The organism is Rhodococcus erythropolis R138, assembly GCF_000696675.2.
Taxonomy (GTDB): domain Bacteria; phylum Actinomycetota; class Actinomycetes; order Mycobacteriales; family Mycobacteriaceae; genus Rhodococcus_F; species Rhodococcus_F erythropolis.
This window is the reverse complement of the sequence record NZ_CP007255.1, coordinates 3,911,697-3,933,941: the sequence shown is the minus strand read 5'-3', so window position 1 is coordinate 3,933,941 and position 22,245 is coordinate 3,911,697. Positions and strand designations below refer to the sequence as shown.

General features: G+C 64.2%; 22 protein-coding genes. 21 read left to right on the top strand and 1 reads right to left on the bottom strand.

All coding sequences use genetic code 11. The annotated features are described in order from the left end of the window. The first annotated feature begins 25 nt into the window (after nucleotides 1-25). From gmk to H351_RS17880, 7 genes are all read left to right on the top strand, one after another. Nucleotides 26-625 (top strand): guanylate kinase, encoded by a 600-nt coding sequence (gmk, locus tag H351_RS17910; protein WP_029255329.1) that lies wholly within the window; start codon nucleotides 26-28, stop codon nucleotides 623-625. 98 nt (nucleotides 626-723) lie between these two features. Beyond that, complete coding sequence (gene rpoZ, locus H351_RS17905; RefSeq protein WP_003944996.1) at nucleotides 724-1,023, top strand: DNA-directed RNA polymerase subunit omega; 300 nt, start codon at nucleotides 724-726, stop codon at nucleotides 1,021-1,023. After that, complete coding sequence (gene coaBC, locus H351_RS17900; protein WP_020969581.1) at nucleotides 1,020-2,318, top strand: bifunctional phosphopantothenoylcysteine decarboxylase/phosphopantothenate--cysteine ligase CoaBC; 1,299 nt, start codon at nucleotides 1,020-1,022, stop codon at nucleotides 2,316-2,318. The genes rpoZ and coaBC overlap by 4 nt, the downstream gene beginning before the upstream one ends. A gap of 188 nt (nucleotides 2,319-2,506) precedes the next feature. Continuing rightward, nucleotides 2,507-3,721, top strand: coding sequence for a methionine adenosyltransferase (gene metK / locus H351_RS17895; protein ID WP_003944827.1), 1,215 nt, complete (start codon nucleotides 2,507-2,509; stop codon nucleotides 3,719-3,721). A gap of 25 nt (nucleotides 3,722-3,746) precedes the next feature. Then, on the top strand, nucleotides 3,747-5,765 hold the full coding sequence (locus tag H351_RS17890; protein WP_029255330.1) for a primosomal protein N': 2,019 nt from the start codon (nucleotides 3,747-3,749) through the stop codon (nucleotides 5,763-5,765). Nucleotides 5,766-5,955: 190 nt separating this feature from the next. Next, nucleotides 5,956-6,624: a PadR family transcriptional regulator gene (locus tag H351_RS32550; protein WP_370671296.1), complete on the top strand. Its 669-nt coding sequence runs from the start codon at nucleotides 5,956-5,958 to the stop codon at nucleotides 6,622-6,624. 94 nt (nucleotides 6,625-6,718) lie between these two features. Further along, entirely contained in the window at nucleotides 6,719-7,738 is a 1,020-nt protein-coding gene (locus H351_RS17880) for an esterase/lipase family protein (protein WP_029255331.1), read from the top strand. 57 nt (nucleotides 7,739-7,795) lie between these two features. Here the strand turns inward: H351_RS17880 and H351_RS17875 are convergent, their stop codons facing one another. After that, on the bottom strand, nucleotides 7,796-8,002 hold the full coding sequence (locus tag H351_RS17875; RefSeq protein WP_003944900.1) for a hypothetical protein: 207 nt from the start codon (nucleotides 8,000-8,002) through the stop codon (nucleotides 7,796-7,798). A gap of 288 nt (nucleotides 8,003-8,290) precedes the next feature. Between H351_RS17875 and fmt the strand changes: the two genes are divergently transcribed. From fmt to gap, 14 genes are all read left to right on the top strand, one after another. Next, on the top strand, nucleotides 8,291-9,214 hold the full coding sequence (gene fmt / locus H351_RS17870; protein WP_020907709.1) for a methionyl-tRNA formyltransferase: 924 nt from the start codon (nucleotides 8,291-8,293) through the stop codon (nucleotides 9,212-9,214). Beyond that, nucleotides 9,211-10,659, top strand: coding sequence for an RsmB/NOP family class I SAM-dependent RNA methyltransferase (locus tag H351_RS17865; RefSeq protein WP_019748382.1), 1,449 nt, complete (start codon nucleotides 9,211-9,213; stop codon nucleotides 10,657-10,659). The genes fmt and H351_RS17865 overlap by 4 nt, the downstream gene beginning before the upstream one ends. A gap of 40 nt (nucleotides 10,660-10,699) precedes the next feature. Then, nucleotides 10,700-11,047, top strand: a complete 348-nt coding sequence (locus H351_RS17860; protein WP_019748383.1) for an MmcQ/YjbR family DNA-binding protein — start codon at nucleotides 10,700-10,702, stop codon at nucleotides 11,045-11,047. Between the two features lie 98 nt (nucleotides 11,048-11,145). Beyond that, nucleotides 11,146-11,829, top strand: coding sequence for a ribulose-phosphate 3-epimerase (rpe, locus tag H351_RS17855; RefSeq protein WP_019748384.1), 684 nt, complete (start codon nucleotides 11,146-11,148; stop codon nucleotides 11,827-11,829). An 8-nt stretch (nucleotides 11,830-11,837) separates the two neighbouring features. Continuing rightward, nucleotides 11,838-12,890: a bifunctional diaminohydroxyphosphoribosylaminopyrimidine deaminase/5-amino-6-(5-phosphoribosylamino)uracil reductase RibD gene (gene ribD / locus H351_RS17850; protein ID WP_019748385.1), complete on the top strand. Its 1,053-nt coding sequence runs from the start codon at nucleotides 11,838-11,840 to the stop codon at nucleotides 12,888-12,890. A gap of 5 nt (nucleotides 12,891-12,895) precedes the next feature. Next, the gene (locus H351_RS17845) at nucleotides 12,896-13,504 is read left to right on the top strand and encodes a riboflavin synthase (RefSeq protein WP_003944892.1); all 609 of its coding nucleotides are present in this window, start codon (nucleotides 12,896-12,898) and stop codon (nucleotides 13,502-13,504) included. A gap of 110 nt (nucleotides 13,505-13,614) precedes the next feature. After that, nucleotides 13,615-14,889: a bifunctional 3,4-dihydroxy-2-butanone-4-phosphate synthase/GTP cyclohydrolase II gene (locus H351_RS17840; protein WP_003944833.1), complete on the top strand. Its 1,275-nt coding sequence runs from the start codon at nucleotides 13,615-13,617 to the stop codon at nucleotides 14,887-14,889. Then, nucleotides 14,886-15,383: a 6,7-dimethyl-8-ribityllumazine synthase gene (ribH, locus tag H351_RS17835; RefSeq protein ID WP_020907710.1), complete on the top strand. Its 498-nt coding sequence runs from the start codon at nucleotides 14,886-14,888 to the stop codon at nucleotides 15,381-15,383. The genes H351_RS17840 and ribH overlap by 4 nt, the downstream gene beginning before the upstream one ends. Next, on the top strand, nucleotides 15,380-15,853 hold the full coding sequence (locus H351_RS17830) for a PH domain-containing protein (protein WP_007727982.1): 474 nt from the start codon (nucleotides 15,380-15,382) through the stop codon (nucleotides 15,851-15,853). The genes ribH and H351_RS17830 overlap by 4 nt, the downstream gene beginning before the upstream one ends. 74 nt (nucleotides 15,854-15,927) lie before the next feature. Next, the gene (gene uvrC, locus H351_RS17825) at nucleotides 15,928-18,120 is read left to right on the top strand and encodes an excinuclease ABC subunit UvrC (protein WP_019748387.1); all 2,193 of its coding nucleotides are present in this window, start codon (nucleotides 15,928-15,930) and stop codon (nucleotides 18,118-18,120) included. After that, nucleotides 18,117-19,016 carry an RNase adapter RapZ gene (rapZ, locus tag H351_RS17820; RefSeq protein ID WP_003944872.1) on the top strand — a complete coding sequence of 300 codons (900 nt, stop codon included), beginning with the start codon at nucleotides 18,117-18,119 and terminating at the stop codon, nucleotides 19,014-19,016. Before uvrC ends, rapZ begins: the two co-directional genes overlap by 4 nt. Then, entirely contained in the window at nucleotides 19,013-20,077 is a 1,065-nt protein-coding gene (locus H351_RS17815; protein WP_029255332.1) for a gluconeogenesis factor YvcK family protein, read from the top strand. Before rapZ ends, H351_RS17815 begins: the two co-directional genes overlap by 4 nt. Further along, nucleotides 20,074-21,051, top strand: a complete 978-nt coding sequence (gene whiA / locus H351_RS17810; protein WP_021344225.1) for a DNA-binding protein WhiA — start codon at nucleotides 20,074-20,076, stop codon at nucleotides 21,049-21,051. The genes H351_RS17815 and whiA overlap by 4 nt, the downstream gene beginning before the upstream one ends. A gap of 158 nt (nucleotides 21,052-21,209) precedes the next feature. After that, nucleotides 21,210-22,229, top strand: a complete 1,020-nt coding sequence (gene gap, locus H351_RS17805) for a type I glyceraldehyde-3-phosphate dehydrogenase (protein WP_003944851.1) — start codon at nucleotides 21,210-21,212, stop codon at nucleotides 22,227-22,229. Nucleotides 22,230-22,245 lie beyond the last annotated feature (16 nt).

The following is a 22,245-nucleotide window of genomic DNA, read 5'->3' as shown; positions in this document are numbered from 1 at the left end:
ATGATTGCTGACGCGGCAGTGTCTGATGATTGCTGACGCAACAGTGTCAGAGAGCAAGACCGCAGTGCGGAGGGGTCGGCTGGTTGTACTGGCCGGCCCTTCGGCTGTCGGTAAGTCCAGCGTCGTTCGCGAGCTGAGAACTCGGTTGCCTGAACTCGTTTTCAGCGTTTCGGCGACCACTCGCGATCCCCGTCCCGGTGAAGTGGACGGCAAGGACTACCGATTCACCTCCCGTGAAGAATTTCAACGGATGATCGACTCCGGTGAACTTCTCGAATGGGCGGAAATCCACGGCGGTCTACAGCGCTCCGGCACCCCCGCAGCTCCGATCGAAGAAGCGCTCGAAGCTGGAAAGCCCGTACTCGTCGAGGTCGATCTCGCCGGAGCACGAGCTGTCCGCCAGGCGATGCCCGAAGCTCTGTTGGTGTTCATGGCTCCACCGAGCTGGGACGTTCTGGTGCAACGGCTGACCGGACGGGGAACCGAAACGGAAGACGTCGTGGCACGCCGACTCGAGACGGCCCGAGTGGAATTGGCCGCACAGGACGAGTTCGACACGGTCATCGTGAACGAGGATGTAAGCCGTGCTTGCGATGAGTTGGTATCCTTGTTGGTTGGGAACTGATTCCGCACCCTTCGGGAACCGATTTCCGCCCCGTTTCTCAGATATCCGGATCGATAAAACTAGTTCTTCAATGAAGATCTAATTCAGGAGACACAAGAGTGAGCAGCACTTCAGCCGCGTCCGCAGCAGGTCAGGGCGCTCTGCCTGCCTACGACACCCCGCTCGGCATCACCAACCCGCCGATCGACGAGTTGCTCGAACGCACCTCTTCCAAGTACGCCCTGGTCATCTACTCGGCCAAGCGTGCGCGCCAGATCAACGACTACTACAACCAGCTCGGTGACGGCATCCTCGAATACGTCGGACCTCTGGTCGAGCCCGGTCTGCAGGAAAAGCCGCTGTCCATCGCGTTGCGTGAAATCCACGCTGATCTCCTCGAGCACACCGAAGGCGAGTGAGCACCACGTCTGCCGCACCCGAACCTCGTTCGGGTGTCGGGGGAGTGTCCGACGCGCCCACATCGATACGTAAGCGCATTGTCGTCGGTGTCGGTGGGGGTATCGCCGCGTACAAAGCGTGCTCGATCATCCGCAGCTTCACCGAGAGCGGTCATCACGTCCGCGTGATTCCGACCGAATCCGCTCTGGAGTTCGTCGGCCGCGCCACGTTCGAAGCACTCTCCGGCAACCCGGTTCACACCGGCGTCTTCAACGACGTCCCGCAGGTTCCGCATGTCCGCCTCGGACAGGAAGCCGATCTCGTTGTCATCGCGCCGGCAACCGCTGATCTGATGGCGCGAGCTGTCATGGGCCGCGCAGACGACCTTTTGACAGCCACCTTGTTGACCGCACGCTGTCCGGTCGTCTTCGCCCCCGCAATGCACACCGAGATGTGGGAGCACCCCGCAACGGTGTCCAACGTGGCGACACTGCGCTCGCGCGGCGTCCACGTGATCGAACCTGCCTCCGGGCGTTTGACCGGAAAAGACACCGGAGCCGGTCGACTTCCCGAACCCGACGAGATCGTCGGGTTGGCATCGTTGCTCCTCGAGCGCTCGGACGCGTTGCCGCGCGACCTGGAAGGTCGCCGCATTCTGGTCACCGCCGGCGGTACTCGCGAGCCGCTCGATCCGGTGCGCTTTCTCGGTAATCGCAGCTCCGGCAAACAGGGCTACGCGCTCGCCCGTCTGGCCGCACAACGCGGCGCTCACGTCACGCTGATCGCCGGTTACACGGCCGATCTTGCCGACCCCGCCGCTGTCGACGTCGTGCACATCAAGACGGCCGAAGATCTCCGGTTGGCAGTGGAGAAGCACGCACCGGGACACGACGGAGTCGTCATGGCTGCAGCTGTCGCGGACTTCCGCCCCACCACCGTCGAAGGCAGCAAGATCAAGAAGGGCGCAAACGAACCCGACTCGATCAGCCTCACCAGAAATGCCGACATCCTCGCCGGTCTCGTCGAAGCGCGTCGTGACGGCGATCTGGACGCTCGAACGGTGATCGTCGGATTCGCCGCAGAGACCGGTGACGCCCACGGTGACGTTCTCAGTTACGCCCGCTCCAAGCTTGCCCGCAAAGGTTGCGACCTCCTCGTGGTCAATGCGGTCGGCGAGGGCAAGGCGTTCGAGGTCGATCACAACGACGGTTGGCTGCTCGGTTCCGACGGCTCGGAGTCCGCGCTCGAGCACGGATCCAAGGCTTTGATGGCCAGTCGAGTACTCGACGCCCTGGTCAAGCTCTTCCCCGAGTAGCGACACGCGCCCGGTGGTGAGAGTTACCCCACGATAATCGGGTGAGCACAAGGGTGTTGCGCAGGCGGTCCAACCGTTATCGTCGGCTCAGCCCCCAGCTAACAAAGCATGACAAAACGGTCACCGAACGGTGATTCGGATACTTCAATAAGCTGTAGTCAAGAACTCAGTCGTCGAGAGGGAGATCTGTGAGCAAGTCCGGCAGTCGGCTATTCACCAGCGAGTCCGTCACCGAGGGGCATCCGGACAAGATCTGTGACGCGATCAGCGACTCGATCCTCGACGCGCTGCTCACCCAGGACCCGCGCGCCCGCGTGGCCGTCGAAACTCTGGTCACCACCGGCCAGGTTCACGTAGCCGGCGAGGTCACGACCACTGCGTACGCAGACATTCCGAAGATCGTGCGCGACACGGTCCTCGAGATCGGCTACGACAGCTCGGCAAAGGGCTTCGACGGTAACTCCTGTGGCGTCAACGTCGCGATCGGCGCTCAGTCGCCCGAGATCGCGCAGGGTGTCGATCACTCGCACGAGGCTCGCGTCGACGGAATCAGCGACGACGAGATCGACCGTCAGGGTGCGGGCGACCAGGGCCTGATGTTCGGCTACGCCACCACCGACACGCCGGAACTGATGCCGCTGCCCATCGCGTTGGCTCATCGTCTCTCTCGCCGGTTGACCGAGGTCCGTAAGTCCGGCGTGCTGCCGTACCTGCGCCCGGACGGCAAGACCCAGGTCACCATCGAGTACGACGGTGACAAGGCTGTCCGTCTCGACACCGTGGTCATCTCCACCCAGCATGCCGCTGACATCGACCTCGACAACCTGTTGACGCCCGATCTTCGCGAGAAGGTGCTTCACTCGGTGCTGACCGACGTGAACCTCACCGATCTCGACACCTCCGATGTTCGTCTGCTGGTGAACCCGACGGGCAAGTTCGTCCTCGGTGGCCCGATGGGTGACGCCGGTTTGACCGGCCGCAAGATCATCGTCGACACCTACGGCGGAATGGCTCGCCACGGCGGCGGCGCGTTCTCCGGCAAGGACCCGTCAAAGGTCGACCGAAGCGCTGCCTACGCCATGCGTTGGGTGGCCAAGAACGCTGTTGCCGCAGGTCTGGCCGACCGCATCGAGGTTCAGGTCGCATACGCCATCGGCAAGGCAGCTCCGGTCGGACTCTTCGTCGAAACCTTCGGCACCGAGAAGACCGATCCGGCACGGATCCAGAAGGCGATCACCGAGATCTTCGACCTGCGTCCGGGAGCGATCATCCGCGACCTCGACCTGCTGCGTCCGATCTACGCGCAGACGGCGGCATACGGTCACTTCGGTCGCACCGACATCGACCTCCCGTGGGAGAGCACCGATCGTGCCGACAAGCTGCGTAGCGCAGCTGGTCTCTGATCACTGACGTACAGACGGGGCGCGGGTGGGCGCGGAAAGAGTAGCGGCAGAAGTCGATCCGGTCGCCCGGGTGCTGCCGATGCTCCCGCTCGCTCACCTCGACCGTGAATTCGACTACCTCGTTCCTCGTGAACTCGAAGCGGATGCGCAGCCCGGAGTCCGGGTGCGCATCCGCTTCGCTGGTCGTCTGGTGGACGGTTTCATCGTCTCGCGCGAGGCGACCAGTGACCATCAGGGGAAGTTCGGCTGGCTCGAACGCGTCATCTCGTCCGAGCGGGTCCTGACGGCAGAAATCGCGCAAGTCGTCGATCGTGTGGCGGAGCGTTATGCCGGAACCCGCGCCGATGTTCTCCGTTTGGCGGTACCGCCGCGCCACGCGAAGGTCGAGGCGGAACCGTGGGAGCCCGCCGAGCCGCCGTCCGCTCCTGAACCGATCGAAAATGGTTGGCATCTCTACAGATTCGGTGACGCCTTTCTGTCCGCGATTCGCGAGTCGAAAAGCCCGCGTGCGGTCTGGCAGGCGTTGCCTGGTGAAAACTGGCCACTGCGCCTGGCCGAATTGGCCGGGGCTGTAGCGGCAAGTGGTAAATCCGCGATTCTGGTTGTGCCCGATCAACGCGACCTGGACCGCGTCGTCGCCGCATGTACCGAGCTCTCCGGAGCGGATGCAGTGGTGGGTCTGTCCGCAGGCCTGGGGCCGGCCATGCGATACCGAAGGTGGCTCGCTGCACTGCGCGGGACCGCCCGGATCGTCGTCGGCACGCGGAGTGCTGTTTTTGCGCCGACGCCCGAGACCGGTCTTGTCGTCGTCTGGGACGACGGCGACGACAACTTGTCCGAGCCGCGGTCGCCGTATCCACATGCCCGCGAAGTTGCCGTCCTGCGTGGCTACGTCGCCGGGTGCGCCGTCGTGATCGGTGGGTTCTCCCGTACGGCAGAATCGCAGGTACTCGTCGACTCGGGATGGGCGCACGATCTGGTCGCTACGCGGGACGTCGTTCGTGCTCACGCACCCAAGATCACCGCGCTTGCCGACAGCGATCAAGCCTTGGCTCGCGATCCGGGAGCCAGAGCGGCTCGTTTGCCCGCTATTGCATTCGCGGCCGCCCGGCGCGCTCTGGGTGAGGGCAACGGAGTCCTGGTGCAGGTGCCTCGGCGGGGGTACGTACCGACCCTGGCCTGTGGAAAGTGCCGTGCCCCGGCACGGTGCCGTCGGTGCAACGGCCCACTGGCTCTTCCCGCTGCGGCAGGTCCCGACGGCGCCGGGACACCGGCGTGCCGCTGGTGCGGGGTTGCCGATGCCGCCTACCGATGTCACGCGTGCGGGGCGAAAGCGTTGCGCGCGGTGGTGGTCGGTGCCGGCCGGACCGCCGAAGAACTCGGGCGGGCGTTTCCCGGTGTAAAAGTTGTTCTGTCCGGGGGCGGTGATGTGGTCAAGGAACTGCCACACGGGCCCGCGTTGGTGGTCTCGACAGTGGGTGCGGAGCCGGTGATGACCGGCGGCTACGGCGCCGCGCTCTTGCTCGACGGTTGGGCACTGCTCGGCCGGCCCGATCTGCGCGCCGCCGAGGAAACACTCAGACGCTGGATGTCGGCTGCTGCCATGGTGATTCCGCTGTCCGAAGGCGGTGAAGTTGTGGTTGTCGCAGACTCGGGTATCCCGACGGTGCAGGCGTTGGTCCGATGGGATCCGGTGGGGCACGCACAGTCTCAATTCGAGGAACGGGACGAGGTCGGCTTTCCTCCGGCCGTTCACATGGCTGCGATCGACGGTGGATCCGCAGCGATTGCGGAGTTGGTGGACTCAGCTGATCTGCCGGCAAGTGCTGTACTACTCGGACCAGTGGAATTGCCTGCGGGGGAGAGGCTTCCGTATTCCGGTGAGGACGAGAGCGGTGTCGCGCCGGAGCGACTGCTGGTCCGCGTTCCACGCAAGGACGGTCGCGGCCTTGCGGATGCTCTGGCACATGCGAGGGCCGCGCGCAGTGCGCGGAAGTCATCGGGTCCGGTCCGCATTCAGATCGACCCACGCCGCATCGGCTGATTTTCGAGTTCTCAGAGGCATGCTTGTGTGCAGCAAAAATCTTGCACAACCTGATATGGCGATATATCGTCGAACTATCAACGATAGTGATGGAGGTTCGACGATGGATGCAAGTTTCCCGAACGAGGGGATGTTCGGCCGACGCGGCTTCTTCGGCGGTTTCGGCCGTGAGCAACGGCCACCATTTGTGATGTGGGTGCCGACGGACGACGGCGCGCCGGGCGATGGTCCCGGCGATCGAGACGGTGGACGACGCGGTCGACCGCACGAGCGGCCGGGCTTCGGTGACATGCCACGCAGAGGCCATCGGCGGGGGCGTTTCGGTCCAGACGGCGGACCCGGCCCCGGCTTCGGTCCGGGCGCTCAGTTCGGTCGCGGGCGAGGACGTGGCGGACGAGGTCGTCGTGGAGATGTGCGCGCTGCGATTCTGTTGTTGATCGCGGAAGAGCCGATGCACGGCTACGAATTGATTCAGCAGATCGTCGAGCGCAGCGGCGGCGTCTGGAAGCCGAGTCCGGGTTCCATTTATCCCGCGCTGTCCCAACTCGAGGACGAGGGACTCGTCATCATCGAAAAGGTCGCCGGCCGCAAGACCGCCAAGCTGACCGAGGAAGGCCTCGCGTACGTCGAGGAGCATCGCGCCGATCTTGGGGCACCGTGGGATGACGTTCGTCTCAGCGTAGGGGAGCCGGAGCAGGACCTTCGTGAACTGATCGGCCAGCTGATGGGCGCGGCCGGTCAAGTGGCTGCTGTAGGCACACCAGCGCAGGTCAAGGCCGCAGCCGACGTGCTTGTCGAGGCGCGCAAGTCGCTCTACCGAGTGCTTGCCGGTGATGACGCCGATGAAGGCGGCAATTGAGACGTCGGATACCTACTGTTCGGTAGGGTATGCGCCCCGAAGTTTCTGGTGTTACGGTCAGCTCCCTCGTAGGATCAGAGCAGGAGCAGGAACAATGGCTGGCGTCAAACGGTCTGTGGGACTGACATTTTCGGTAGCAGTGGCGCTGCTGATCGGAGCACCGCCGGCGATATCGGCTGCCGCACCGACGCTCCCGTCTGCGAGTGCCGACGCGATGGACGTTCCTCTCGACATCGGTCCGGGTCAGGCGACTCGTTCCGTTGCCACGGCATATGCGCATGCTCATCCAGGATCCGCACCTGCCGGGTCGAACGATTTCGCCTGTGAGCCGTCCGCCACGCATCCCCGACCGGTTGTACTCGCCCACGGAACCGACACCGAGGCGTACGCGGATTGGGCGGCCCTGTCGCCGGCACTGGCAGCTGACGGCTATTGCGTCTTCGCCCTCAATTACGGCGGTGCGATCGAAGAAGAAAACGGGGACATCGCACACGAGACTTACGGCGTCGGCGACATAGTCGGTAGTGCCACCGCGTTCGGTTCTTTCGTCGATCAGGTGCTGACCGCGACCGGAGCGGACAAGGTCGACGTGATCGGCTACTCCCAAGGCGCGACGGTGACGCGGCACTACGTCAACAAAATGGGCGGCGACGCCTACGTCGATCATTGGGTCGGTTTGGCTTCGCCGACCTACGGCGGGGTGATGTTCGGGTTGGTTCCCATCGTCCGTGCGATCCCCGGCGGAGAAGACTTTGTCGAAGATGTCTTTTCGCGAGCTGTCCGCGAGCAGATGCAGGGGTCGGATACGTTGAACGCCCTCAACGACGGCGGTGACACCGTACCCGGAGTGCGCTACACGACTATCGGGTCCACTGTCGACGAGATGATCCAGCCGTCCTCGAACATCGCGCTCCGCGACGCCGGTGCAGAAAACATCGTCCTCCAGGATCTGTGCCCGTCGAACCTGACCGGCCACTTCCGCATGCCGTACGACCCCTTCGTGATCGACGTCATCCGGACGGTCCTCGACCCCGATGCCGAGCGGCACGCTTCGTGCAGCGTGGTGCCGCTCGGCACGGATATTCCGCAAGTGGTCATCGACGCAAATTCGTGAGCTGCAAATTCGTGAGCTGCTAACTCGTGAGCACCGAGATCACGTGGGTCGGGATGTTTACTCGGCGAGCTTGGCAGTGGCCTGCGCCCACAGGAAGAACTTGTTCGTTCCGAGGTCGCGGACGGTCTTGATGTTGAACGCTGCCTTCAAATGTTCTGCGTCCGAATCGCTTACGCCGTTGAGTGCCGCGACCGGGGCGTCCGCCAATTCTTCGACGGACTTTCCTGCGTAGGCCTTGTCGAACTTACTGTCGATGCCTGCCATCTAAGTTCCTCCGTGTGATCGGTGTATCCCGTATCAGCCTCCGCCGAGTGGCGACGACAGAGACAGTCAATACCGAGGACCGGTGAATCTGCAGGGTTCTGATCAAAGAAATTGCTGAGAAAGTGGTTCGGTGTGGCGCGAGGTAGGTCATAGCTCCCGCAGTCCTTAGACTGACAGTTCCACCCACCGACACATCCGGGAGCATTTTCGTGAGTTGCAGTCCACCGCGTTCGACAGGCCGATCGGCTGATCAGAGTCCGAAGAGCCCAACGAAACGGGAGAGCTGACATGCGCGTCGTGTTCGCCGGAACGCCCGAACCCGCGGTTCCTTCGCTGCGTCGTCTCATCGAGTCTGCCAACCACGAAGTGGTAGCCGTCGTCACGCGTCCGGACGCTGTGGCGGGCCGCGGTCGCAAAGTCACCCGCTCGCCGATCGGTCTGCTTGCCGACGAGCACGGCATCCCGGTCCTGACCCCGGTCAAGGCGTCCGATCCCGACTTCGCAGCCGAACTCGCCCGCCTGGAACCGGACTGCGCACCCGTCGTCGCCTACGGAAACCTGTTGCCGCAGAACGTCCTCGACATTCCGAAATACGGTTGGGTCAATCTGCATTTCTCGCTGCTTCCGGCGTGGCGCGGCGCCGCGCCGGTGCAGGCTGCGATCAGTGCCGGTGACGAGGTGACGGGCGCCAGTGCGTTCCGTTTGGAAGCCGGCATGGATACCGGCCCCGTGTACGGAGTGATGACCGAGCGGATTCGCGACACCGATACGGCAGGCGACCTGCTCGGGCGTCTGGCGGAAAACGGCGCTGCCCTGCTCGAATCGGTACTCGACGGCCTGGAGGCCGGAGAGATCAACGCGGTTCCGCAGTCTGCCGACGGCGTCTCGTACGCCCCCAAGGTGACTGTGGACGCGGCCCGCGTGCGGTGGGAATTGCCCGCTCGCACGGTGGACCGGCACATCCGAGCAGTCACACCCGCGCCTGGGGCATGGACGATGATCGGTGATCTTCGAGTCAAGGTCGGCCCGGTCACCGTTACGGACGAGACCCTGGCAGTCGGTGAGATCTCGGTACGCAAGGATGGTCTGTACATCGGTACCGCGACCACCGCGGTACGACTCGGGCAGATTCAGCCCCCGGGCAAGAAATTGATGTCGGCAGGGGACTGGGCACGCGGTGCCCGACTCGACGCGGAGGTACGAGCACAGTGACCGAATCACGACGACCGGCACGGCGGACACAGGGTCCCGGAGCCAAGAATGCAACCGGTGGCAAGAACACCAAGCCGAAGCAGGCCAAGCGGCCGGATCCGGCAACCGCCGGGCTCGATCAGCCGCGACTGGCTGCGCGCGACGTCCTGCGCGCGGTCCGTGAACGTGACGCATACGCGAACCTGGTTCTGCCCGGGCTCCTGCGTGACCGCAAACTCGACGCACGCGATGCGGCGCTGGCAACCGAACTCGCGTACGGCGCGGCACGTGCTCAGGGCCTCCTGGATGCGGTGATCGCGCATGCGGCGGGTCGGCCGATCGAAGAGATCGACGGAACCCTGCTCGATGTACTCCGACTCGGCTCGTACCAACTACTGCGTACTCGTGTCGCACCGCACGCTGCTGTTGCCACCTCGGTCGACCTCGTTCGCGCCGAAAACGGCCAGGGCCGAGCAGGATTCGTCAACGCGGTCCTGCGCCGTGTTTCCGAACGCACCCAGGACGAGTGGGTCGAGCTGCTAGCCCCGAAGGACCCGGTCGGCCGACTCGCCTTCGAGCACGCGCATCCCCTGTGGATCGCGCAGGTATTTGCCGACTCGCTCGGCGCTGCAGCCGGAGAGCTCGAAGACGTCCTGATCGCCGACGACGCCCGCCCCGCCGTGCACCTCGTCGCCCGCCCCGGTGAGATCTCCGCCGAGGAGCTCGCACTGGTGACCGGCGGCGAGATCGGGCCGTACTCGCCGTACGCCGTGCATCTCGACGGCGGTGACCCCGGACAACTCGAGGCGGTCCGCCAAGGCCTGGCAGGAGTGCAGGACGAGGGCAGTCAGCTGGTTGCCCGCGCCCTCAGCATTGCTCCTCTCGAAGGTGAAGACTCCGGACGCTGGCTCGACCTCTGTGCAGGTCCAGGAGGAAAAGCGGCACTTCTCGGTGCTCTTGCCGGCATCGAAGGTGGTCGACTCGACGCCGTCGAGCCGGTCGAACACCGTGCCGAGTTGATTCGCAAGACCACTCGCGAGCTTCCCGTGGACGTACACGTGGCGGACGGCCGCGAATCCGGGCTCGAACCCGGATACGACCGCATCCTCGTCGACGCTCCCTGCACCGGGTTGGGTGCGCTGCGTCGGCGCCCGGAGGCACGTTGGCGTCGCCAGCCGTCCGATGTGGCTCCGCTCGTGAAGTTGCAGCGTGAATTGCTCGCTGCTGCAATCGAACTGGTTCGCCCCGGCGGAGTGGTGCTGTACTCCACGTGCTCGCCGCACTTGTCGGAAACGCTGGCAGTGGTCGCCGATGCGGTGCGGCGTCATGGCGTCGTGGAACTCGACACCAAGGAATTGGTGCCAGGTGTCCCGGACGTCGGCGACGGATCGTCGGTTCAGTTGTGGCCGCATCGACACGGCACGGACGCTATGTTCATGGCCGCTTTGCGCAAGCCGCTGGCCTGATCGGATGACTTCTGGGCATCGGTAGTCGTATGGTGCCTACATGGTTACGTGGGAACAGGTTGTAGTACTGGGTTCGGCTCTTCCCTCCGTGGAAGAGTCGACCTCGTACAACACCCCGGCACTCAAGGTGGCAGGTAAAACTTTTGCGCGGCTCCGCACCGAAGCGGAGGGCGCTTTGGTCGTGATGTGCGGTCTGGACGAGAAGGAGGCGCTACTCGCCAGTGGCGAGGCGGCTTTCTTCACCACAGATCACTATCACGGGCACGGATCGATCCTCGTGCACCTCGAACTGATCGACGAGGTGCAGTTGGGCGAGATGCTCGAAGATGCGTGGCGGATCAAGGCGCCCGCCAAGGTGCGAAAGCTCCGCACCGTCGTCAAGAACTGATCGGATTTCACCGGCTCCGATGTGCATGCACGGTCGGCGATGAAGCACAGCCGATGTGCATGCACGGTCGGCGATGAGTCACAGCTAAACTCGGCGGCGTGGCTTCCCCGATGATTGCACCGTCCATTTTGTCCGCAGATTTTGCTCGACTCGCCGATGAAGCGACTGCCGTGTCCGGCTCCGACTGGCTTCACGTCGACGTGATGGACGCGCATTTTGTTCCCAATCTCACGCTGGGTCTGCCGGTGGTCGAGAGTCTGCTGAAGGCGACGGACATTCCTCTCGACTGCCATCTCATGATCGAGAATCCGGAGCGCTGGGCGCCGCCGTACGCCGAGGCCGGTGCGTACAACGTCACGTTCCACGCCGAGGCCACCGACGACCCGCGTTCGGTTGCCCGCGATATTCGTGCAGCTGGTGCCAAGGCGGGGCTGAGCATCAAGCCTGGAACCCCGATCGACGACTACCTGGAAATCCTCAAGGACTTCGACACCCTCTTGATCATGAGCGTCGAACCCGGATTCGGTGGTCAGTCCTTCATGCCTCAGGTGCTCGACAAGGCACGCGCAGTTCGAAAGCTCGTCGACTCGGGTGAGCTGACGCTCCTCGTCGAAATCGACGGCGGCATCAACGCTTCCACGATCGAGCAGGCCGCTGAAGCAGGGATCGACTGCTTCGTCGCCGGTTCGGCGGTGTACGGGGCGAGTGATCCCGGTGAGGCGGTGCGCAAGCTACGCGCGCAGGCCGCCTCGGCGTCGCCGCACCTGACGCTGTCGGTCTGAGCCGCTCGATGGCAAAGGGTGGACAGGCGTCGACGGCTGATCTTGACGCCGCGATGCAGATTGCGCTGGCCGCAGCCGATTCTGCGCGCGGATTCACCAGCCCCAACCCGCCGGTCGGCGCTGTCATCCTCGCCGCCGACGGCACCATCGCGGGCGTCGGTATGACGCAACCGCCCGGTGGACCGCACGCGGAGGTCGTGGCTCTCGACGAGGCTGGCGATGCGGCACGTGGTGGAACGGCCGTGGTGACACTGGAACCGTGCAATCACCAGGGGCGAACCGGCCCTTGCTCGCAGGCATTGATCGACGCCGGGGTCTCGGCGGTCGTCTACGCAGTCGGTGATCCCAATCCCGAGGCTTCCGGCGGCGCAGCGACGCTCATGCGCGCTGGAATCAGCGTCACGGCCGGACTGAGAGCACCCGAGGTGGAAGCTGGTCCACTGCGAGCCTGGCTGCACAAACAGCGCACCGGTCGCCCGCACATCACGTGGAAGTACGCGGCCAGTCTGGACGGACGCAGCGCTGCCGAGGACGGAACGAGTCAGTGGATCACCGGTCCGCAGGCGAGGGCGCGCGTGCATGCTCAGCGGGCGCAGATCGATGCGATCGTGGTCGGCACCGGCACCGTGTTCGCCGATGATCCGTGGCTGACGGCGCGTCAGCCCACCGGTGAGCTCGCGGCGCATCAGCCCGTACGCGTCGTCGTCGGAAAGCGTGAAATACCTTCGACGGCAAGCGTTCTCGATGACACCGCACCGACTTTGGTGCTCAACACCGACAATATCGACGAAGTAGTCGAGGCGTTGGGGGAGTACACAGACGTACTGCTCGAGGGTGGGCCCCGTCTGGCCGGAGCATTCCTCGCCGCCGGATATGTCGACGTCATCGAGGCGTACATCGCTCCGATACTGCTCGGCGCGGGCGCTTCCGCGCTCGTCGATGCCGGAGTGCACACCATCACCGACGCTCACCGATTCCGTTTGGAGTCCGCGGTAACGATCGGCCCCGATATTTTGTTGAGTCTGGTTCCGGAGAGTTCTGCTCCGGGGAACGAGGAGTAGGGCGCGTGTTCACAGGAATTGTGGAAGAACTCGGCGAAATTGTCGCCAAGGAAGAACTGGTCGATGCTGCACGCTTCACGGTGCGCGGGCCACTGGTCACCTCCGACGCCGGTCACGGCGATTCGATCGCGGTCAACGGCGTGTGCCTGACGGTCGTCGATGTGCTTGCCGACGGTTCGTTCACCGCAGACGTCATGCAGGAAACGCTGAACCGCTCGAGCCTGGCGAAGTTGGATGTCGGCTCTCGCGTCAACCTCGAGCGCGCCGCGGCGCTGAACAGTCGACTCGGCGGCCACTTGGTTCAAGGGCACGTCGACGGAACTGGCCACGTCATTTCCCGCTCGCCTTCCGAGAACTGGGAGGTAGTGCGGATCGCACTGCCGGACTCCATTTCCCGATACGTGGTGGAGAAGGGTTCGATCACTGTCGACGGAGTCTCGCTGACGGTCTCCGCGCTGGGTGGCGACCGCGGGTTCGAGTACTTCGAGATCTCGCTGATCCCGACAACGCTCGAGTTGACGACGCTCGGAACCGCTGTGGTCGGTACGCCGGTCAACCTCGAGGTGGACGTGATCGCCAAGTACGTCGAGCGGCTTCACTCTGCCGGTCGGTAGGACCAGGCTGATCGGACCCGTCCGATTGGTCGTAGGGTTGTCAGTGCATCCGTCGGATGCACTTGTTGTATTCGATGATGTTAAAAGTCAAGACTTTGGAGTGCGAGCACGTGACCAGGTTCGACAGTATCGAGCGCGCAGTAGCAGATATCGCTGCAGGTAAAGCTGTTGTCGTCGTGGACGACGAGGATCGCGAGAACGAGGGCGACCTCATCTTCGCCGCCGAGAAAGCCACCCCGGAACTGGTGGCGTTCATGGTCAGGTACACCTCCGGCTACCTGTGCGTGCCGCTCGACGGTGACGATTGCGATCGGCTGGGCCTGCCCCCGATGTACGCCACCAACCAGGACAAGCACGGCACCGCCTACACCGTGACCGTCGACGCCCGTGAGGGAATCGGTACCGGCATCTCGGCGTCGGACCGCGCTGCGACGATGCGTCTGCTCGCCAACCCCGAATCCGGTGCCAACGATTTCACTCGTCCCGGCCACGTCGTTCCGCTCCGCGCGAAGGAAGGCGGAGTGCTGCGTCGTCCGGGCCACACGGAAGCTGCAGTCGACCTCGCCCGCATGGCGGACCTGCGTCCCGCCGGCGTCATCTGCGAAATCGTCAGCCAGAAGGACGAAGGCGCGATGGCTCAGACCGACGAGTTGCGAGTCTTCGCCGACGAACACAACCTTGCTCTGATCTCGATCGCGGACCTCATCGCGTGGCGTCGCAAGCACGAGAAGCACGTACTGCGCATCGCCGAGGCGCGCATCCCCACCCGCCACGGTGAGTTCACCGCTGTCGGCTACACCAGCATCTACGACGAGGTCGAGCACGTTGCGCTGGTGCGCGGCGACATCGCAGGCCCCGACGGAGACGGTAGCGACGTACTCGTCCGCGTTCACTCCGAGTGCCTCACCGGCGACGTCTTCGGTTCGCTGCGGTGCGATTGCGGCCCGCAGCTCGACGCCGCACTGGACATGGTCGCCCAGGAAGGCCGCGGCGTTGTCCTGTACATGCGCGGACACGAGGGTCGTGGCATCGGCCTCATGCACAAGCTGCAGGCCTACCAGCTCCAGGACGCCGGTTCCGACACAGTCGACGCCAATCTCGAACTCGGGCTACCGGCGGACGCCCGCGACTACGGCATCGGTGCGCAGATCCTCGTCGATCTGGGGATCTCGTCGATGCGTCTGCTGACCAACAACCCGGCCAAGCGTGTGGGTCTGGACGGCTACGGCCTGCAGATCACCGATCGCGTTCCGATGCCGCTGCGCGCGAATGCGGAGAACCTCACCTACCTGCGCACCAAGCGCGATCGGATGGGTCACGATCTGATCGGACTGGACGAGTACGAGGCGAACCAGAACACCGCACAGCCGGGAACCGCACTGTGAGCGGCGAAGGTCAGCCGAAGCTCGCGATCGCCGAGGCCAAGGACCTGAAGCTGGCGATCGTTGCCGGGCAGTGGCACGCGACGATCTCCGAGGCTCTGATCGCCGGCGCGCAGCGCGTCGCGCAGGAGGCACAGATCAAGGACGTGACACTGGTCCGTGTCGCCGGTGCGATCGAACTGCCGGTCGTTGCGCAGGCATTGGCTCGCACGCACGACGCCGTCGTCGCTCTCGGTGTTGTCATCCGCGGCGGCACGCCGCACTTCGAGTACGTGTGCGACGCGGTCACCGCGGGCCTTACACGCGTCTCACTCGACGAAAGCACTCCCGTGGGGAACGGTGTCCTGACCACCGACACCGAGCAGCAGGCTCTTGACCGTTCGGGGCTGCCGGGTAGCGTCGAGGACAAGGGCGCACAGGCCTGCGCCGCCGCACTGGACACCGCAGTGACCCTGCGCCATCTCCGAGCACCATGGACCGAGGATTCGTTTCGATGAGTACACCCGGCGACAACGAGAACTGGGAACTGATTGCGTCACCGCGTAAGTCGACGCGATACGCGATCGGAGTTGCTGTCCTCCTGGTGATCGTTCACGTCACACTTGCACTCCTGCTCCGCCAGGGGTCCACCGGCGTGTACTTCCGCGCCGCGGACCAACTTGCGATGGCAGGCATCGGCACCATTCTGGCTCTCGGTGTACTGATGTTGACGCGGCCCCGGGTCAAGGTGGGCAAGCAGGGAATCGCCGTACGAAACATCTTGGGCGAGAAGATCGTCGACTGGGATCTGTTCGAGGGACTCTCGTTCCCCGACGGCGCCGCCTGGGCACGCATCGAATTGCCCGACGACGAGTACATGGCAGTGATGGCGATCCAGTCCAACGACCGCGAGTACGCCGTCGACACGGTCGGCAAGTTCCGCGAACTGGCCGACCGCTACGCACCGGTCGCGCACAAGAGCAACTGACGTCTTCCGACCGGTTCGGTGCCCGCATCCTGCGCGTTTCCGAGTCGGTCGGTGGCGGCGACTAACCTGAAACCGTGCCGGATCCCTCGACTTACCGCCCCGCTACCGGAACCATTCCGGCTGCGCCGGGCGTCTACAAATTTCGCGATCCGCATGGTCGGGTCATTTACGTCGGAAAGGCGAAAAGCCTCCGTTCACGTTTGAACTCGTACTTCGCGGACGTCACGACACTTCATCCCCGTACTCGGCAGATGGTGACCACCGCCGGCAGCGTCGAGTGGACCGTCGTCAGTACCGAAGTCGAAGCGCTTCAGCTCGAGTACAACTGGATCAAGGAATTCGATCCGCGGTTCAACGTGCGGTACCGCGACGACAAGACGTATCCGGTTCTCGCCGTGACGCTCAACGAAGAGTTCCCGCGGCTGTTTGTCTACCGCGGTCCGCGGCGCAAGGGCGTCCGCTACTTCGGTCCCTACTCCCATGCCTGGGCCATCCGCGAAACACTCGATCTGCTGCTGCGAGTGTTTCCCGCACGAACGTGCTCGTCCGGAGTCTTCAAACGACACAACCAGATCGGCCGGCCGTGTCTGCTCGGCTACATCGACAAGTGCTCGGCGCCCTGCGTCGGGCGAGTCAGCGCCGAGGAGCATCGTCAGATCGTCGAAGATTTCTGCGACTTCCTCGCCGGCCGCACGGACAAGCTGGTCAAAGATCTCGAAAAGCGCATGCAGCAGGCTTCAGAGGACCTCGACTTCGAGACCGCGGCCCGTCTGCGTGACGATATCGGCGCTTTGCGCAAGGCGCTCGAGAAGCAGGCCGTCGTACTCGGTGACGGCACCGACGCCGATCTCGTCGCCTTTGCAACCGATGATCTCGAAGCCGCCGTTCAGGTGTTCCACGTGCGCGGCGGACGCGTGCGGGGTCAGCGTGGATGGGTCGTGGAGAAGGCAGGCGATGCCATCGACTGGGCCGCACTCGACGCCGAGTCCGACCTGCCGATCCTGGTCGAACAGTTCCTCACCCAGTTCTACGGTGAGCAGGCGGCACTCGACCCGGGAGCGGGCTCCGAGGCCGGGATCAGCGCCGTTCCCAAGGAAGTTCTCGTGCCGGTACTGCCTGCCAACGCGACCGAGATCCAGGCGTGGCTGAGCAAGCTTCGGGGATCGCAAGTGCAACTGCGGGTTCCGCAACGCGGCGACAAGAAGGACCTCGCCGAAACGGTCCAGCGAAACGCGAAAGAGGCTCTGGCGCAGCACAAGCTCAAGCGCGCCGGCGATTTCACCTCGCGTTCTGCGGCGCTTCAGGGCATCCAGGAAGCACTGGACCTGGACTCGGCTCCGCTACGAATCGAATGCATCGACATCAGTCACGTCCAGGGAACCGACGTCGTGGCGTCACTGGTCGTGTTCGAAGACGGGCTCCCGCGTAAGTCGGACTACCGCCATTACGCGATCAAGGAAGCTGCCGGCGACGGTCATTCCGACGACGTGGCGAGTATCGCAGAGATCACTCGCAGGCGGTTCCTCCGACACAACCGCGACCTGGGCATTCTCGCTGCTTCGGCGTCGACCATGGACGCGGACGGTGGGGATCTGGCTCCCGAAGCGGCGATCGACCCGGCGACGGGCCGGCCTCGGCGGTTCGCCTATCCACCCAATCTGTTCGTCGTGGACGGCGGCGCCCCCCAGGTCACGGCCGCAGCGGCGGTCCTCGACGAGCTGGGGGTCACCGACGTTGCGGTAGTCGGCTTGGCCAAGCGACTCGAAGAGGTATGGGTACCGGGAGAAGAAGATCCGGTCATCCTTCCCCGAACGAGCGAGTCGTTGTACCTCCTGCAACGCATCCGAGACGAAGCCCACCGCTTCGCGATCACGTTCCATCGCAGCAAGCGCTCGAGGCGGATGACGGCTTCGGCTCTGGACTCGGTCAAGGGGCTCGGTGAAACTCGCCGTACTGCTCTGGTGGCTCACTTCGGTTCCGTGGCGAAGCTGAAAACGGCAACGGTCGAGGAGATCATGCAGGTCCCCGGTATCGGTGAGACCACAGCCACAGCAGTTCTGGCCGCACTCGGCACGGATTCGGCTGCAGCCGATGCGGGTGCTGAAGCTCGAGCGCTGCCAGCCGCGGTAGGGGATGATGAGCTGGACAAGGAATCCGAATCGTCTGTTACCTCTGCTGACGCGCCAAGCGCCGAATCCGGTAGCGGTGACGAGGGCTCCGAGTCGCGAGAATTGTCCATGCCGACGACGGGGCCGAGTGCACAGTGACTACCGACAGCGCCAAAGACAGTCGAACGATGGATTTCCTGCTGGTGACGGGATTGTCCGGAGCTGGTTTGAGTACCGCTGCCAAGGTGCTCGAAGACCTCGGCTGGTATGTCGCGGACAATTTGCCACCTGAGCTCATTTCCCGGATGGTCGGTCTGAGCTTGACCTCCGATCCGCCGGTCGATCGTCTCGCCGTCGTGATCGACGTGCGGAGTCGACTCTTCACCGGCGATCTCGGGTGGGTGCTCACCGAACTCGAGGCGGAGCCGATCCACACTCGGGTGCTGTACCTCGAAGCATCCGACGACGTGTTGATCCGACGGTTCGAACAGGTGCGCCGCAGTCATCCGTTGCAGAACGACGGCATCGACGGCACGTTGTCCGAAGGGATCGCAGCCGAGCGTCGGCAGTTGGCCGTGGTGAAGGCGGCCGCCGATCTGGTCATCGACACGTCGGCGCTGAAGGCACATCAGTTGCGTCAGAAGATCGAAACGGCGTTCGGGAACGATGCCAACCGCACGATGAAGGTGACGGTCCAGTCGTTCGGATTCAAGTACGGCCTGCCGATGGACGCCGATCTCGTCTGTGACGTTCGATTCCTGCCCAATCCCCACTGGATCCCTGAACTTCGCCCGCACACCGGTCAGGATGCCGACGTCCGCGACTACGTGTTGTCCCGCGAGGGTGCGGAAGACTACCTAGACACCTACCGACATCTGGTGGATTTGACGATCGCCGGATATCGGCGAGAAGGAAAGCGCTACATGACAATTGCGGTCGGGTGCACCGGCGGTAAGCACCGAAGCGTGGCCATGTCCGAAGCTCTCGCGAGGCGTTTGGGTTCCGAGGACGACATCTCGGTCAGCATCGTGCACCGGGATCTGGGGCGCGAATGAGTGAACCGACACATAGCTCGCGGGAGAAGCCAGATGGGCCGGCCATCGTCGCGCTCGGCGGCGGGCACGGATTGTTCGCCACGCTCCAGGCCGTCAGACGCCTGACGGTCGACGTCACCGCAGTGGTCACGGTCGCCGACGACGGTGGTTCGTCGGGCCGGCTGCGCGCCGAACTCGGCGTCATCCCGCCCGGCGACCTCCGGATGGCGCTCGCGGCTCTCGCGTCGGACGAACCCGAGATAGTCGACTGGACTCGGACCATTCAGCATCGCTTCGGCGGTGTCGGCGCACTTGCCGGGCACTCGGTGGGCAATCTCATCCTGGCCGGACTCACCGAGGTGCTCGGCGATCCGGTCGTCGCGCTCGACGAGATGGCGCGACTGCTGCGAATCCGTGGCCGCGTGCTGCCGATGTCGCCGATCGCGCTCGAGATCGAAGCCGACGTTCAAGGACTCGAAGAGGACCCACGCGTCAGCCGCTGCATTCGTGGACAGGTCGCCGTCGCGACCACGCCGGGCAAGGTTCGGCGTGTGAGACTGCTCCCGTCCAATCCGCCCGCGTGTCCCGAGGCTGTGACTGCGATCGATCGTGCCGATCTCGTGGTTCTCGGCCCGGGATCGTGGTTCTCGAGCGTGATCCCGCACGTACTGGTACCCGAACTTGTCGAATCACTGTCGTCGACGAATGCTCGAAAGGTGCTGGTGCTCAATCTCGCACCCGAGCCGGGGGAGACCGCCGGATTCTCCGCAGAGCGTCACCTGCACGTACTCTCCCAACACGTGCCCGATTTTCGGGTCGACTACGTGGTGGTCGACTCGGCGTCGGTACCGGCCGGGCGTGAACGTGAACATCTGCAGCGTGCGGCGGATCAATTTTCAGCCGAAGTCAGGTACGCGGATGTCGCGGACACCTCACCGGGCGCAGCGCATGTACACGATCCGGCAAAACTGGCCGATGTACTGGCTGAACTGTCGAGCAGTGCGGCAGTAGGGGATTCGACACAGTCTTCCCTGCAAGAACAGCAATCCGAAGAACAGAGGGAGAACACTTCGTGGCAATGACAGCGGAGGTCAAGGACGAACTGAGCCGGTTAGTGGTGACTCAGGTCAGCTGCCGCAAGGCAGAGGTCTCCGCGTTGCTGCGCTTTGCCGGTGGGCTCCACATCGTCGGCGGCCGGGTGGTCGTCGAAGCAGAGGTGGATCTGGGCTCCACGGCGCGACGTCTGCGCCGGGAGATTTTCGACCTGTTCACCTACAGTGCCGATGTGCACGTACTCAGTGCGGGCGGGCTTCGAAAATCCGCTCGCTACATCGTGCGTGTGGCGAAGGAGGGTGAGGCCCTCGCGCGCCAGACGGGACTGCTCGATCTTCGCGGGCGCCCGGTTCGCGGCTTGCCTGCGCAGGTCGTCGGCGGAAGTGTCGGCGACGCCGAAGCAGCTTGGCGCGGTGCGTTCCTCGCGCACGGTTCCCTGACCGAACCCGGCCGTTCGTCGGCGCTCGAAGTGAGCTGCCCCGGCCCGGAAGCTGCACTTGCTCTGGTCGGAGCTGCGCGGCGTCTGGGGATCTCGGCGAAGGCACGTGAGGTTCGCGGAACGGATCGTGTGGTGATCCGCGACGGTGAGGCCATCGGCGATCTCCTGACCCGAATGGGAGCCCAGGACACACGCCTGGTGTGGGAGGAGCGACGGATGCGACGCGAGGTCCGCGCCACCGCCAATCGTCTCGCCAATTTCGACGACGCAAACCTGCGACGCTCTGCTCGCGCTGCCGTTGCGGCTGCTGCGCGCGTCGAGCGTGCGTTGGAGATCCTCGGCGAGGACGTGCCCGATCACCTCGCGGCGGCGGGCGCACTGCGCGTCGAGCATCGGCAGGCGTCCCTCGAAGAACTCGGCCAGTTGGCCGACCCGCCGATGACCAAGGACGCCGTTGCCGGACGTATCCGTCGCCTGCTGTCCATGGCTGATCGCAAGGCGAAGGAAACGGGCATACCCGACACCGAATCCGCAGTGAATGTGGAGCTACTCGAAGAGGGGTGACCTGCCCTCCGTCAGGGTGGGCTGCGCACGTTCGGGCCACGCGCATTAGGGTATGAGTCACATCGACCGATGAACCCCACGTCCGCGTCGTGCACACACGGATTCGGAGTATGCGTGGGTCAAGTTGCACACCAGAATCATGGTCAAAGGAGCGAATTGTGACTGTCCGGGTTGGCGTAAACGGTTTCGGCCGTATCGGACGTAACTTCTTCAGGGCGGTGGATGCGCAGAAGGCGCTCGGAACCACCGATATCGAGATCGTGGCAGTCAACGACCTGACTGACAACGCGACGCTCGCTCACCTGCTGAAGTACGACTCCATCCTCGGCCGTTTGCCGTACGACGTGTCGCTCGACGGTGACGACACGATCGTCGTCGGCGATCAGCGCATCAAGGCCCTCGCACACCGCGGCCCGTTGAACGAGCTTCCCTGGGGCGAGCTGGGCGTCGACGTCGTCGTCGAGTCCACCGGCATCTTCACCGACGCCGCAAAGGCCAAGGGACACCTCGAAGCCGGCGCCAAGAAGGTCATCATCTCGGCTCCGGCCAAGGGTGAAGACATCACCATCGTGATGGGCGTCAACGACGACAAGTACGACGGCAGCCAGAACATCATCTCCAACGCGTCGTGCACCACCAACTGCCTCGGCCCCATCGCCAAGGTTCTCGACGACGAGTTCGGCATCGTCAAGGGTCTGATGACCACGATCCACGCGTACACCCAGGATCAGAACCTGCAGGACGCTCCGCACGCAGACCTCCGTCGCGCCCGCGCAGCTGCCCTCAACATCGTTCCCACCGGCACCGGTGCAGCCAAGGCAATCGGCCTGGTTCTCCCGCAGCTGCTCGGCAAGCTCGACGGCTACGCGCTGCGCGTGCCGATCCCCACGGGCTCGGTCACCGACCTCACCGCGAACCTGAAGAAGTCGGCCACCGCCGACGAGATCAACGCCGCGATGAAGGCTGCTGCCGAAGGACCCCTCAAGGGCATCCTGAAGTACACCGACGCACCGATCGTCTCCTCGGACATCGTCACCGACCCGCACTCGTCGATCTTCGACTCGGGTCTGACGAAGGTCATCGACGACCAGGTCAAGATCGTTTCCTGGTACGACAACGAGTGGGGCTACTCCAACCGCCTCGCCGACCTCATCGGCCTCGTCGCCAAGTCTCTCTGAGCGGAGTTTCGATAAC